General features: G+C 67.3%; 13 protein-coding genes. 6 read left to right on the top strand and 7 right to left on the bottom strand.

The window, feature by feature from the left end; genetic code table 11:
• Positions 1-90: 90 nt before the first annotated feature.
• Positions 91-963, bottom strand: coding sequence for a DMT family transporter (locus AC1VXD_RS06160; protein ID WP_108768286.1), 873 nt, complete (start codon positions 961-963; stop codon positions 91-93).
• Positions 964-1,078: 115 nt separating this feature from the next.
• On the opposite strand from AC1VXD_RS06160, the gene AC1VXD_RS06165 reads away from it, so the two are divergent.
• Positions 1,079-2,023 (top strand): LysR substrate-binding domain-containing protein, encoded by a 945-nt coding sequence (locus tag AC1VXD_RS06165; RefSeq protein WP_200753776.1) that lies wholly within the window; start codon positions 1,079-1,081, stop codon positions 2,021-2,023.
• 68 nt (positions 2,024-2,091) lie between these two features.
• A complete protein-coding gene (locus AC1VXD_RS06170) occupies positions 2,092-2,385 on the top strand; it encodes a hypothetical protein (protein WP_005408721.1) in 294 nt (97 codons plus the stop codon).
• A gap of 119 nt (positions 2,386-2,504) precedes the next feature.
• Here AC1VXD_RS06170 and AC1VXD_RS06175 read toward each other — a convergent pair whose 3' ends face one another.
• The gene (locus AC1VXD_RS06175; protein WP_482991325.1) at positions 2,505-3,275 is read right to left on the bottom strand and encodes a DUF4349 domain-containing protein; all 771 of its coding nucleotides are present in this window, start codon (positions 3,273-3,275) and stop codon (positions 2,505-2,507) included.
• Between the two features lie 159 nt (positions 3,276-3,434).
• Here AC1VXD_RS06175 and AC1VXD_RS06180 point away from each other — a divergent pair, with 159 nt between their 5' ends.
• The gene (locus AC1VXD_RS06180; RefSeq protein WP_482991326.1) at positions 3,435-5,243 is read left to right on the top strand and encodes a DUF885 domain-containing protein; all 1,809 of its coding nucleotides are present in this window, start codon (positions 3,435-3,437) and stop codon (positions 5,241-5,243) included.
• Positions 5,244-5,689: 446 nt separating this feature from the next.
• On the opposite strand, the gene AC1VXD_RS06185 is transcribed toward AC1VXD_RS06180, so the two are convergent.
• From AC1VXD_RS06185 to AC1VXD_RS06195, 3 genes are all read right to left on the bottom strand, one after another.
• Positions 5,690-6,286, bottom strand: coding sequence for a hypothetical protein (locus tag AC1VXD_RS06185; RefSeq protein WP_482991327.1), 597 nt, complete (start codon positions 6,284-6,286; stop codon positions 5,690-5,692).
• A 73-nt stretch (positions 6,287-6,359) separates the two neighbouring features.
• Complete coding sequence (gene smrA, locus AC1VXD_RS06190; protein ID WP_482991328.1) at positions 6,360-8,192, bottom strand: multidrug efflux ABC transporter SmrA; 1,833 nt, start codon at positions 8,190-8,192, stop codon at positions 6,360-6,362.
• A gap of 151 nt (positions 8,193-8,343) precedes the next feature.
• Complete coding sequence (locus AC1VXD_RS06195; protein ID WP_482991329.1) at positions 8,344-9,915, bottom strand: serine hydrolase; 1,572 nt, start codon at positions 9,913-9,915, stop codon at positions 8,344-8,346.
• 110 nt (positions 9,916-10,025) lie between these two features.
• Here AC1VXD_RS06195 and AC1VXD_RS06200 point away from each other — a divergent pair, with 110 nt between their 5' ends.
• On the top strand, positions 10,026-10,163 hold the full coding sequence (locus AC1VXD_RS06200) for a hypothetical protein (protein ID WP_482991396.1): 138 nt from the start codon (positions 10,026-10,028) through the stop codon (positions 10,161-10,163).
• Positions 10,160-11,023 carry a DUF72 domain-containing protein gene (locus tag AC1VXD_RS06205; RefSeq protein WP_482991330.1) on the top strand — a complete coding sequence of 288 codons (864 nt, stop codon included), beginning with the start codon at positions 10,160-10,162 and terminating at the stop codon, positions 11,021-11,023. Before AC1VXD_RS06200 ends, AC1VXD_RS06205 begins: the two co-directional genes overlap by 4 nt.
• On the opposite strand, the gene AC1VXD_RS06210 is transcribed toward AC1VXD_RS06205, so the two are convergent.
• Positions 10,944-11,555, bottom strand: a complete 612-nt coding sequence (locus AC1VXD_RS06210; protein WP_482991331.1) for a Pr6Pr family membrane protein — start codon at positions 11,553-11,555, stop codon at positions 10,944-10,946. The two genes, AC1VXD_RS06205 and AC1VXD_RS06210, sit on opposite strands and share 80 nt — an antisense overlap.
• Positions 11,556-11,634: 79 nt before the next feature.
• Here AC1VXD_RS06210 and AC1VXD_RS06215 point away from each other — a divergent pair, with 79 nt between their 5' ends.
• Positions 11,635-12,582 carry a DMT family transporter gene (locus tag AC1VXD_RS06215; protein WP_200753503.1) on the top strand — a complete coding sequence of 316 codons (948 nt, stop codon included), beginning with the start codon at positions 11,635-11,637 and terminating at the stop codon, positions 12,580-12,582.
• 9 nt (positions 12,583-12,591) lie between these two features.
• Here the strand turns inward: AC1VXD_RS06215 and AC1VXD_RS06220 are convergent, their stop codons facing one another.
• On the bottom strand, positions 12,592-13,752 hold the full coding sequence (locus tag AC1VXD_RS06220) for an AAA family ATPase (RefSeq protein ID WP_482991332.1): 1,161 nt from the start codon (positions 13,750-13,752) through the stop codon (positions 12,592-12,594).
• Positions 13,753-13,797 lie beyond the last annotated feature (45 nt).

Consider the following 13,797-nt stretch of genomic DNA (forward strand, 5'->3'; position numbering starts at 1 on the left):
CGGGGGCGGGTGTGTTTCCGCCGGGCCAGGCGCGGCGTAAGGTAAAATGGGGCCGGTGCGCTCGCGGGGCACGGCCGGGCGCTACCGCCGTCAGCCCTTCTGGCTGACGGCCACGCTGCCGAGAATCAGGCCGCCGGCAATCAGCATCTGCAGGGTCACCGGCTCGCCCAGGAACAGCCACGCGAACGCCGCGCCGAACAGCGGGATCAGATAGGTCACCGTCGACGCACGCGAGGGGCCGATGCGGCCGATCAGGCGGTAGAACATCAGGAAGGCCAGGCCGGTGCAGGCCACGCCCAGCGCGATCGCTGCGCCCCAGGCCTTGCCCGGAATCGCGGCCTGCGGCCAGTGGGTCACCGCCATCGGCAGCATCCACAGCGAGGCACAGCCCAGCGTTGCCGCCGCCGCAGCAGCCGATGGCAGGCCGGTCATGTGCCGCTTCACCAGGTTCACGCCGAGGCCGTACAGCAGCGAGGCGGCCGCGCCGGCCAACACCGCCATGCCGATGCTCAGGCCCGACACCTTGGCCGTGGCCAGCACCACGACGCCGGCAAAGCCGACCAGCAGCGCGCTGGCACGGCGCACGCCGATCTTCTCACCGAAGAACAGGAAGGCGATCAGCGCGGCGAACAGGACGGTCATCGCATTGCAGATTGCGCCGATGGCCGCCGGTGCCTGCTCGGCCGAATAGGCGAACAGCACGAACGGCAGCGCCGAGTTGATCAGGCCGATCGGGGCCAGCCACAGCCAGCGACGCGGCGGGAACTGCGCACGGGCGCGCCACAGGAACGGCATCAGTACCAGCGCGCCCAGCACCAGACGGACTTCGACCAGCGCGAACGGGCCGAACGAGGGCACGGCCACGCGCATGAACAGGAACGAGCAGCCCCAGATCGCACCCAGCAGGGTCAATTCCAAGGGGGTTCGCCAATCGCGTTCTGCCACCTGCGGTACCGCGTTCATGCCCTGCCTCCGTCCTGCGCCTGCACCGTGTCTGGGCTGAAAGGATCATCCGCAGACGCCTGCCGCACAAGCGCGTAGTATCGCTGCCAGCCACAAATATGGTTTGAGGCTCGACATGCAGCTACGCCCTTCCCTGCTCCCCGCGCTGGCCGTGTTCGCGGTGGCCGCACGCCACCAGAACTTCGCCCAGGCCGCGCTGGAGCTGCACCTGACCGCCAGTGCGGTCAGCCACCATGTGCGCCGCCTGGAGGAGGTGCTGGAAGTGCGTCTGTTCCTGCGCCACGCGCGCGGCGTGCGCCTGACCGCCGAGGGCCGGCAGCTGGCCGACGCCGCCAGCGCCGCGTTCACCGATGTCGCCGCCGTCGCCCACCACCTGCAGCCGGACGCCGACAGCGTGCCGCTGCGCATCGCCACCCTGCGCTCGCTGTCCTACTGCTGGCTGCTGCCACGCCTGCCGCGCTTCACCCAGGCCCATCCGCACATCCGCATCGAACTGCACACCGGCAGCGGCCTGGACCGCTACGACGAGAACGGGCCGGAGGTGGGCATCCGCTACGGCCTGGGCCAGTGGCCGGGCCTGCATGCGCAGCACCTGATGGATGACAGCCTGTTCCCGGTGGCTTCGCCGGCTCTGCCTGGTGTGGAAGCACTGCAGGACCCGGCGCGTATCGCCGAGCTGCCGCTGCTGACCGATCTCTCGCCGCAGGGCTGGCGCGACTGGTTCCGCCATGCCGGCGTGCGGCCGCCCTCGCCCTTGCCGCCCATGCACACTTTCGCCGACAGCACCGATGCGATGCGCGCGGCGGTCTATGGCATGGGCGCGGTGCTGGCGCGCACCCACGTCGCCCAGCCCTACCTGCAGCGCTATGAAGTGGTGCGTCTGCCTGGCCCGGCACTGAAGGCGCGCTATGCCTACTACGTGGTGCATGCCGAGGCGCAGCCGCCCAGCCCGGCCGCGCGGTTGTTCATCGATTGGCTGCTGACCCAGGCGCAGGACGAACGCACGCCCATCCCGGCCCTGCCCGACAGCCTGCTCGGGCGCCCGCCCACGGCCGGCTGACTACACCCTCACCCGATCTTTGCCCCCCGCTGGCTAGGCTGCAGGCAACCCCACACCGTGTACCTGCCATGGCAATGCTGCGACTGCGCATCACCGGAACCGAAGACGACGCCCGCGCCATCAGCGACCTGCTGCTGGGCCTGGAGGGCATCGAACATGTCGAAGAAACCGACGACCTGATGCCACACATGGATGACGATGATTCCAGTTCGGCCGGGCTGTCCGATGACATCGGCCCGGGCATCCACGAACTGGAAGTGGAAGTCGGCAACGAAAGCACCGCGCAGAAGGTGCGCGATGCGGTGCAGGAACTGGCGCTGGAGCTGGATGTGTTTGTCGAATACGAGACCGACGAGGGCTGAGGGCTCGCCGGGCATGGCCCGGCGCTACCACTAGGCTGAGGGTTCGCCGGGCATGGCCCGGCGCTACCACTGCACTGAGATTCGCCGGGCATGGCCCGGCGTTCCCACCCTGCGTTCGATCACGCCTTGCGACGGCGCCTGCGCAGCCATGCGCGGATGCCCCAGCCGGCAAGCAATGCCAGGATGGCCACCGGCAGCAGGGCCGCCGCCGCGCGGATCAGGAACGCGATGCTGGTGCTGAGGATGCTGCCCGACTCGCTCAGCGCTTCGCCGATCTCGCTGCGGCCGCGCTGGCCGGAGGTGGTATCGAAGTGCAGCGTGACCAGCTGCGTGTCGATGCGGCGGCGCTGCTGCGCGGCGTCCTTGTTGGCCTGCTCCACGCCCGCTTCGATTTCCGACAGGCGCGTGGTGATCGCCATCAGTTCCTCGATCTTCAGATCCTGGCGGTCCTGATAGGACAGCAGCCGGGCGTGTTCCTTTTCCAGCCGGGCCTTGGTCAGCGCGGTATCCGCCACCTGCTGGGCCAGATCTTCGGCGCGGGTATTGCGCGCCTGTACCTGCCCGCCTTCACCGGCCAGGCCGATCAGCGGCTCCACGCCCTTCGGCGCGATGCGCACCTTGACCTCGCCACTGGGCCGCTCACCGCTGCGATGGTCGACTTCCAGCACCGCACAATCACCGAACTTCGCACCCTGGCAGGCCTGCGTGACCTGCTGGATGCGCGATGCGATCTGCGTAGCTTCCAGCTGCACCTGCACGTCGTGCTCGTAGGCGAGGAACGCGCCGTCCGGTGAGGCCACCGCCTCAGCCGCGGCGCCGCCAGCGGACGCGGCGTGGTCGCCCTGCGCCGCGCAGCCCGCCAGCGCTGCTGCCAGAACGAGGGCTGCCAACCCACCTCGCGTGCTGAAACTGCTTCTTCCGTGAATCTGCATGGGGTCGCCCTCCGGGGCGATGGGAGTCCTGCCAGCGCTCATGGTAATCCTATGGCAGGGGGACAAAGCGCCCTGCGCGGCCTATGCTCGGGGATTGATCCCAGTACAGGAACGCTGATGCGCCCGCATCTCCTTGCCTTTGCCCTGGTCGCCGCCCTGGCCGGTTGCCAGCCGGCCGACGCCCCGACCAACGGTTCCACCCCGGCCGCCAGCCAGCAGGCCGGCGACGCGGCGGTCGACACCGCCTTCGCCGACCTGTCCAAGCGTGCGCTGGACACCTGGATGCAGCTGTCCCCGGTCAGCGCGACGCAGATCGGCGACCACCGCCATGACAGCGAGATCGACGACCTGAGCGCGGCCGGCCAGCAGAAGACCGTGGCGGCCTACAAGGGCCTGCTCGCCGAACTGGACAAGATCGACGTGGCCAAGCTCGGCCGCGAGAACCAGGTCGATGCGGCGATTCTGCGCAACCAGCTGCAGTCGGAAATCTGGAACAGCGAAGTGCTGCAGTCCGGCAAGTGGGACCCGCAGGTCTACAACGGCCTGGCTGGCAGCGCTCTGTACGGCCTGATGGCGCGCGAATTCGCACCGCTGCCCGACCGCCTGAAGTCGGCCACCGCGCGCATGGAAAAGCTGCCCGCGATCTTTGCCCAGGCCCGTGAGAACCTGGACCCGGCACGCGTGCCGAAGATCCACGCCGAGACGGTGGCCAAGCAGAACAAGGGCATCCTCAGCATCGTCGATACCTTCATCACCCCGCACATCGGTGATCTGCCGCAGGCCGACCAGCAGCGCCTGCAGGCGGCCATTGACGGCCTGAAGAAGGCCGTGGACGAGCAGCAGACCTGGCTGGACAAGACCTTGGTGCCGAACGCCAAGGGTGACTTCCGCATCGGTGCTGAAAAGTACGACCAGAAGCTGAAGTTCGCGCTGAACTCCTCGCTGTCGCGCCAGGAGATCGGTGAGCGTGCGCGCGCCGAACTCAAGCGCGTGCGCGAGGATATGTACGGCATCGCGCAGACCGTGCTGAAGGACAAGCCGGGCGCACCGGAGATGCCGGCGCAGCCGACCGACGAGCAGCAGCAGAAGGCCATCGAGGCCGCGCTGGAACTGGCATACGCCGACAAGCCGGCGCGCGACAAGGTGGTCGACGATGCCAAGGCCGCGCTGGAGCAGTCCACCGCGTTCGTGCGCGAACACGACCTGATGACCCTGCCCGATGCACCGGTCGACATCATCCTGATGCCGGAATTCCAGCGTGGCGTGGCCGTGGCCTATTGCGATTCGCCGGGCCCGCTGGACAAGAACCTGAAGACCTTCTACGCCGTCTCGCCGATTCCGGACGACTGGAACGACAAGCAGGTCGACTCGTTCCTGCGTGAGTACAACTCGCGCATGATCCACCTGCTGAGCATCCACGAAGGCACCCCGGGCCATTACCTGGAAGGCTGGCACTCGGCCAAGTTCCCGTCGACCCTGCGTGCGGTGCTGCGTTCGGGCCTGTTTGCCGAAGGCTGGGCGGTCTACACCGAGCGCATGATGCAGGAGCAGGGTTACCTCGACAACGACCCGCTGTTCCACCTGGTGCAGCTGAAGTTCTACCTGCGCACGATCTCCAACGCGATCCTCGACCAGGGCGTGCACGTGGACAACTGGGATCGCGAGAGGGCGATGCACCTGATGACCCACGATGCGTTCCAGCAGGAAAGCGAAGCCTCGGGCAAGTGGGTGCGCGCGCAGCTGACCTCGGCGCAGCTGCCGACCTACTTCGTCGGTGCGCAGGAACACTTCGACACCCGCAAGGCGATGCAGGACAAGCTGGGCGACACGTTCAACCTGAAGGCCTACCACGACCAGATGCTGTCCTACGGCGCACCGCCGGTGCGCTTCGCACGCCAGCTGATGCTGGACCAGCCGATCGAGTGATCGATTGGGTGTGAGATGGAAATGGAACGGCCCGGGGAGATCCGGGCCGTTTTTTTTGTTCGGCATTCATGGATGGAGTTCATCCACGCATGGCGTGGATCTACTGCCTCCGGTGGTGGGTGCGGACCGTTGGTCCGCACTGCGGATGGGTTCATCCACGCATGGCATGGATCTACTGCCCCCGGTGGTGGGTGCGGACCGTTGGTCCGCACTGCGGATGGGTTCATCCACGCATGGCGTGGATCTACTGCCTCCGGTGGTGGGTGCGGACCGTTGGTCCGCACTGCGGATGGGTTCATCCACGCATGGCATGGATCTACTGCCCCGCATCCACGCATCGCGTGGATCTATGCGTGGCATGGATGTTCCCGGTTTGCCAGTAGATCCACGCCATGCGTGAATGGCACTCACTTCACTGCTGGCAAGAAAGAGGGGATCGGCCCGGCCTACCGCATCTCCGGCGCCTGGAGCAGCTTCACCGGAGCCTTGGACTTCCTCAGTTCGATCGGAACAGAAAGCATGCGGCTGGCCTCACGTTCCTCGCCCTCGTAAATCTTCTCAAAATCCTTTGCCGGCAACTCAACCACGATGACGCCGCGGCTCCCGTCAACCATCAGTCCCTGATGCTCCGGAAACAGCTTCTGGATCTCTCCAGATTTCACGACGTTTTCAAGCTCGTTCAGCGAATGCGCAGCACCAACCACGAAATGATAGGTGAGCCGTCCATATCGCGTCTCCACAATCCTGGAAGGTACCGGGTCAGCTCCGGTCAGTCTGACCGTCACGAACATCGGGTTCTCGGTGAACGTCTTGCCTGCAAACCTGTCCGGCATGACCTCCATGATCTTCTGAAGCTCTTCTCCGGCCGCCATTCGAAGGCGCAGTCGTCTGTCAGCTTCGTCCGCCGTCAGCCCTTCCTTTTTTGCAAAAGTCTGTACGACAGGGTCGGTGGCGGGCGTTACGTTCTGGCAGAACGCGGGAGACGTTGCCGAAACGCCAACAAACAGGACGACTACGATCATGCGTCCGGGATTGGGTCTCATGAGACCTCCTTGGTCTGGCTCAGACTGGGGTCAGAGCCCTTTCCTGCGGAAAGGGATCCGACCCCATAGGCGGTTACTGATCCGCCGCCACAAACCCACCGGTCTGCCGCGCCCACAGCCGCGCATACAGGCCGCCTGCATTGATCAGCTCGGCGTGCGTTCCGGTTTCGACGATGCGACCCTGGTCCATCACCACCAGCCGGTCCATGCGCGCGATGGTCGACAGGCGATGCGCGATCGCGATCACCGTCTTGCCGCCCATCAGCTCGTCCAGGCTGTCCTGGATCGCCGCTTCCACTTCCGAATCCAGCGCCGAAGTGGCTTCGTCCAGCACCAGGATCGGTGCGTCCTTCAGCAGCACGCGGGCGATGGCGATGCGCTGGCGCTGGCCGCCGGACAGCTTTACACCGCGCTCGCCCACATGAGCGTCGTAACCACGCCGCCCCTGGCCGTCCACCAGCGTGTCGATGAAAGCTTCGGCACGCGCCTTGGCCACGGCCGCACGCAGTTGCTCGTCGCTGGCATCGGGCCGGCCATACAGCAGGTTGTCGCGGATCGAACGGTGCAGCAGCGAGGTGTCCTGGGTGACCACGCCGATCTGCTGGCGCAGGCTTTCCTGGGTGACGTGGGCGATGTCCTGGCCATCGATCAGGATGCGGCCGCTTTCCAGGTCGTACAGGCGCAGCAGGATGTTGACCAGGGTCGACTTGCCAGCGCCGGACGGACCGACCAGGCCGATCTTCTCGCCGGGCTTCACCACCAGGTCCAGGCCGGCGATCACGCCGCCCTTCTTGCCGTAGTGGAAGTGGATGTCCTGGAAGTGCACGCCGCCGTGGGCCACCTGCAGCGGCACGGCGTCCTCGCGGTCCTGCACGGTCAGCGGCTGGGCGATGGTGGTGATGCCATCCTGCACCGTGCCGATGTCCTCGAAGATGCCGTTGATGGTCCACATGATCCAGCCGGACATGTTGTGGATGCGGATGACCAGACCGGTGGCCAGGGTGATCGCGCCCACGGTGATGTGCCCGCCATTCCACAGCCATAGCGCCAGGCCGCAGGTACCGGCGATCAGGAAGCCGTTGACGATGGCGATGGTCAGGTCCATGCCGGTGGTGATGCGGGTCTGCGCGCGGTGCTTGACCGCCAGTTCCTGGATCGATTCGGCCACGTAGGCCTGCTCGCGGCCGCCATGGGCGAACAGCTTCAGCGTCGGAATGTTGGTGTAGCCATCGACGATGCGGCCCATCGCCTTCGAACGCGCCTCAGAGGCGATCCATGCGCGTTCCTTCGCGCGCGGCACGAAGTACGCCAGGATCACCGCATAGGCCAGCAGCCACAGGATCAGCGGCACCATCAGGCGCCAGTCCGCCTGCGCGAACAGGTAGAGCGCGGTGCCGGTGTAGACCACGATGTACCAGAGCGAATCGACCATCTGCACGGCCGATTCGCGCAGCGAGGTACCGGTCTGCATCACCCGGTTGGCGACGCTGCCGGCAAAGTCGTTCTGGAAGAAGCTCAGGCTCTGCCGCACCACGTAGTTGTGCATCAGCCAGCGCGAGCGGTTGCTCAGGCCTGGCACGATGGCCTGGTTGACCAGCAGGTTGTGCAGGCCGACCAGGATCGGCCGCGCGATGACCGTGATGAACAGCATCCAGCCCAGAGCGTTGGCGTGGCGCTGGAAGAAACCGGCACCGGGCTGCTCGGCGACCATGTCGACGATGCGGCCCAGGTAATCGAACATCGCCACTTCCACCAGCGCCAGCAGCAGGCCGGCGATGAGGGTGGCCAGCAGGACCGGCCATACCGGGCGCAGGTAGTGCAGGTAGAACGGCAGCACCTTCTGCGGCGGCGTGCGGCCGTCCACGGGCGGGAACACCGGAATCAGGGATTCAAACCAACGAAACATCACATTCCCTCGCCAGATCAGCGCGGGGATTATCCCATGGACGGTGTGTACGCGACCCGACGATCGCCCTTTGATCCGGTAGCGCCGAGCCATGCCCGGCGGATGTCCGCAAACGCGCTGCGCGCTCGCCGGCCATGGGCCGGCGCTACCTTCATCTGACCGGGGTGAACAGCAGGTCCTGGAAATCGAAGCTGAAATCGGTCAGGTCCGAGATCGACTGCATGCGCACCTCGCGCACCTTGCCGTCCGGGTCCAGGCTGAAGTTCACGAACGCATCGGCGTTGAGCGAGCGGTCATCCCAGCGCACGATGAAGGTGTCGTGCTGCCAGTGCTCCAGGCGACCGGTCAGCTGCGCGGTTTTGGCAAAACGCAGGCGCAGGCCCTTGCCTTCGGCCGACACCACCATGTCGCCATACCAGCGATCGCGGTAGGTGCCGGCGTAGGCGGCCAGCGGCAGCGACGGCGTGCTGCCCTTGGCACGCTCGGCCTGGTGCTTGGCCCAGGCTTCATCGGCCTTTTCCTGGCCCTTCGCCACGCCCTTGGCGTATGCATCGACCCAGTCATGCTTCTCGCCGCCCAGGTAGGCATCGAGCACGCTCAGGGTGATGGCGTTGAATGCCGCACCCGATTCCTGGTTGGTCAGCACCACCACGCCCAGCTTCTGCCCCGGCACCAGGGTCAGGCGCGAGACCATGCCCGGCCAGCCGCCGGTATGCCAGACCAGCTTCTGCCCGCGGTAATCGCTCAGGCTCCAGCCCTCGCCATAGCCGGCGAAGTTGGCGCGTGCCGGCTCCAGCTCGGGCACGCTCGGCGCGGCGATGGCCTGCGGCGTGATCATCTGCCACATCTCTTTCTGGGTCTTTGCACTGAACAGCGGCGTGCCATCGGCCAGCGCGCCCTCGGCCAGCTGCACCTGCATCCAGCGCGCCATGTCATGCGCACTGGAATAGATGCCGCCGGCACCGGCGTTGTTCGACCAGGTCAGCGGCGCAACGGTGCGCAGATCCTTGAAAGCGTACTTGGCGTGGCCGACCGCCGCGTTGTCGCCGGCCTGCAGGTGGTCGGCGTTGTAGCGCGTGCCGGCCATGCCCACCTTGTCGAAGATGCGCGTCTGCAGGAACTGCTGGTAGCTCATGCCCGACACCTTCTCGATCACCTGCTGGGCGACCGCGTAGAGGATGTTGTCGTAGGCATAGCGCTCGCGGAAACCGCCCTTCAGCGGCACCTGGCCCAGCCGCTGCACAACCTCGGCATTGCTGTAGGAGGTGGTCGGCCAGAACAGCAGGTCGCCTGCGCCCAGGCTCAGGCCACTGCGGTGCGATAGCAGGTCGCGCAGGGTCATCTGCCCGGTCACGAACGGATCGGACATGCGGAACGACGGCAGGTGGTCGATCACCTTGTCGTCCATCTTCAGCTTGCCGTCCTCGGCCAGCAGGTTCAGCGAGGTGGCGGTGAAGGCCTTGGTGTTGGAGGCGATGGCGAACAGGGTATCGGCCTGTACCGGCTGCGGCTTGCCCAGCTCACGCACGCCCCAGCCGCGTTCCAGCACGACCTTGCCATCCTTGACCACGGCCACGGACACGCCGGGCACTTCGAACTGCGCGCGCACGCGCTCGACGGTCGCATCCAGGTCCTGCAGCTGCGCCGGGGTCGGCGCGGTCTCGGCCGCATTTGCCATCGTCGCGCAGGCCAGCAGCACGGCGCCTCCAATCCAGTTGTTCATCCAGCACCATCTCCGAACAGGGGTTGCGGCCATGTGCAGGCCGTCACCGGGGTTTCGCGCGATGGTAACGGCCGCCGGCCAATCCTGCCGTGTGCCATAGGAGGGGTGTCATGGTCCACAGCGATCCATCCAGCAGCGGTTCCACCATCGTTCCGTTCCTGCGCTGCCGCGATGCACGGGCCGCCATCGACTGGCTGCAGCGGGCGTCCGCCAGCTACGTTCCCTGGCCTGCGGACCACGGCCAGTGACGCCCGCCGCGATCCGCTGCGGCATCGGCGGCTGGGTGTTCCCGGAGTGGCGCGGCGGCATGTTCTATCCCGAAGGGTTGCCACAGCGCGAGGAGCTGGCGCACGCCAGCCACGCGCTGCGCTGCATCGAGATCAACGGCACGTTCTACCGCACGCCCACCCAAGCGCAGTGCGCCCGGTGGGCGGCACAGACGCCGGATGGATTCCGGTTCTCGATGAAGGCGCCGCGCTACCTCGTGCAGCGCCGCGACCTGTCCTCCACCGTTGACGCGGCTGCGCCGTTCCTGCAGGCCGCGCTGGCGCTGGGGGATCGGCTGGGTCCGCTGCTGTGGCAGTTCGACCCGAAGCACCCGGCCGATGCGGTGGCACTGGAAGCGCTGATGGCCGCGCTGCCGAAGACGCTGCAGGGCGTGCCGCTGCAGCACGCGCTGGAAGTGCGCAACGCGCACGTGCACGGCCCCGCGCTGGTCACCGCCGCGCGCCGCCATGGCGTGGCCCTGGTGATCGAGGACAGTGACGAGGCCCCGCTGCACGGCGACGTCAGCGCCGGCTTCGTCTACGCGCGGATCAAGCGCAGCCAGGCGCGCCTGCGCGAAGGCCTGCCGCGTCCGCAGCAACAGCGCTGGGCCGAACGTGCACGGCGCTGGTCACGCGGCGAACCCGTGGACGACCTGCCCTGCCTCGCCGAACCGGCGGTGCCGCAGCCGCGCGAGGTCTACCTGCTGTGCATCGGCGCGGGCAAGGCACGCAATCCCGCCGCCGCGATGGCCCTGCAGCGGCTCAGCGACGGCGCCAGCGATCCAGCGCCCACAGCAGCGTCCAGCCCAGCACGAATACGCCGGCCACGCGCAGCACGTTGAGCGCGAACGCGGCAGGGCCGATCCGCTGCCATTCCAGGAAAGGATACGGGGCCTGCCCGATCAGCGCGGCCACCAGCATCGCCCAGCCCAGGTAGGCCACCGGCGCCAGCAGCACCCTGCCCAGCGCGCGCCAGCGCAGGCTTCCATGCGGCAACAGCAGCAGCCAGCCGCCCAGGTACAGCAGCGGCACGGCGTAGTGCAGGCCCATGTCGACCCACCACTGCAGGCCGGTGGGCTGCCACAGCCCCTGCAGGGCCACTGCATAGATCAGGCCGGTCACGCCGATGCACAGCGCCAGCAGCGCCGCCGCGGTCGCCCGCAGCGCTCGCCCCGAGGCCAGGCGCAGGGAGCCCAGGCACACGGCCAGGTTGCTGAGGATGGTGAAGTAGCCGAAGAACCGCAGCGTCGCCGCGGCGATGCCCACGCTGCCGCCGGGGCGGTTGACCAGCAACAGGTACTGCAGCAGCAGTGAGGTGGCGGCGACCAGCGCGGTCAGCGCGGCCCAACCCCGCAGCAAACGGTCGGCAGGCATGGCAGGGACTCCGTGGACGGAATGCAGCAGGCGGCCCTCCCCATCGCCGGCCACCCCGTGCTTGCCGCACAATACACCGATGACAACCCCCGACACCCGCAAAGCGCTCTGGCAGATCCATTTCTGTGTCCTGTTGTGGGGTGTCACCGCCATCCTCGGCAAGCTGATCACCCTGCCCGCCCTGCCGCTGGTGTGGTGGCGCATGCTGCTGGTGGTGGCGATGCTGGCCCTGCTGCCGCGGGTCTGGCGCGGGCTGCGCACCCTGCCCCTGCGGCTGGTGGCCGGTTATGCTGGCATCGGTGCGCTGGTCGCCCTGCACTGGCTGACCTTCTATGGCGCAGTGAAGCTGGCCAATGCCTCGGTGGCCGCCACCTGCATCGCGCTGGCGCCGGTGTTCACCTCCATCATCGAACCCTGGGTGGCCAAGCGCCCGTTCCAGCTGCGCGAACTCGCCTTCGGCCTGGCGGTGCTGCCGGGCGTGGCCCTGGTAGTCGGCGGTGTGCCCGATGGCATGCGCCTGGGCGTGCTGGTCGGTGCGCTGTCGGCGCTGCTGGTGGCGGTGTTCGGCTCGCTCAACAAGCGCATGGTCAGCCATGCCGACCCGCTGACGGTCACCGCGCTGGAACTGGGCGCCGGCACCCTCACCCTGACCCTGCTGGCACCGGTGCTGCCGTACCTGCTGCCGGCACTGGCCAGCCCGCTGTGGGTGGTGCCCAACCTGCACGACGGCATCCTGCTGCTGGTGCTGGCGGGGGTCTGCACGCTGCTGCCGTTTGCCCTGGCCCTGGTCGCCCTGCGCCATCTGAGCGCCTACACCGTGCAGCTGGTGACCAACCTGGAGCCGGTCTATGCCGTGCTGCTGGCGGTGGTGCTGCTGCGCGAACAGCATGAAGTGACGCCGTGGTTCTACCTGGGCGTGGCGATCATCGTCGGTGCGGTGTTCCTGCACCCTCTGTTGAACCGTCGCAAGCGGGTGCAGCACCCGGAGATCCTGGGCACGGCCGAGGCGCGCAACATCGCCGAGTGACGCGCGGCGTCAACGCCGCGGCCAATGCCATGCGGGAGCGTCAAGCAACCCCTGACCACTCAACAGCGTGCGGCCCTGTTCCTTGTGCAGATGCAACGAGTGGCAGTCCGGCGCCTGTTCCAGTGCTGCGATGAGCCGACTGGAATGGGACACCACCCACACCTGGCTGCGCGCACTGGCGGCGATGATCAAACGCGCGAGTGCGGGCAGCAGGTCAGGATGGAGGCTGGTTTCCGGCTCGTTGAGTACCAGCAGCGGCGGTGGCCGCGGCGTATGCAACGCAGCGGCCAGCAACAGAAAGCGCAGCGTACCGTCGGACAGTTCGGCCATCGACAGCGGACGCAGCAGGCCGGGTTGATGGAAGCGCAGGGCCAGCCTTCCATCACCTTCCTGAAAGCTCACCGTCGCGCCCTGGAATGCATCGTCGACGGTGCGTGCAAGGGCCTGCGGATCACCGATTTCAAGGATCGTCACCCAAGCGGCGGCAAGGTCGCGCCCATCGTGGTGCAGCACCGGCGTGCGCGTAGCCATCGCCGGCTGCCGCGCGGGCGCATCGGCATCGCTGCGGAAGTGATCGTAGAAACGCCAGCGGCGGATGTACTCGCGCAGCGCGATGGCTTCGGGCATGCGCTGCGGATCACCGGCCTGGGTGAACAGGCTGTCGAACAGAGACAGGCGGTCATCGACCACGTCCCATCCGGCGCCATGGCGCTGCCGCAAAAGCGCGCCTCGGCGGTCCACCAGCAGACTGGCGCTGCGCAGGAACGGGCCGGCCCAGATCGCCTCGGCTTTGATCTGTGGATCGCGCGCGAACGCGGAGGGGCTCGGTGGCGGGTAGCCCAGGTCGATGGCATAGCCGAAGTCATCCGTGGCAAAGCCTAGTTTCAACCCCACCGACTCCTGCCGGGGGCCTCCCTGCAGCGGAATCTCACCCCGCGACACCCGCGGGTCGATGTTCTCCGGGCCTGCCCACAGCGCCGACGCCAGCCCGCCTTCGCGGGCCAGCACGGCGGCCACCCCGCCCTGCGCGGTTTCGGCCAGCAGGCGCAGTGCACGGTAAAGACTGGATTTGCCGCTGCCGTTGTCGCCGGTGACAACGTTCAACTGCTGCAGCGGCAATACCAGGCTGTGCAGCGAACGGTAGTGGGCAATGGCCAGGGTCTGCAGCATGCGTGGCGTCCTCGCAGGGAGCGTCATGGTGCGATGAGGGTATCG

The organism is Stenotrophomonas sp. STEN054 (genome assembly GCF_056854535.1).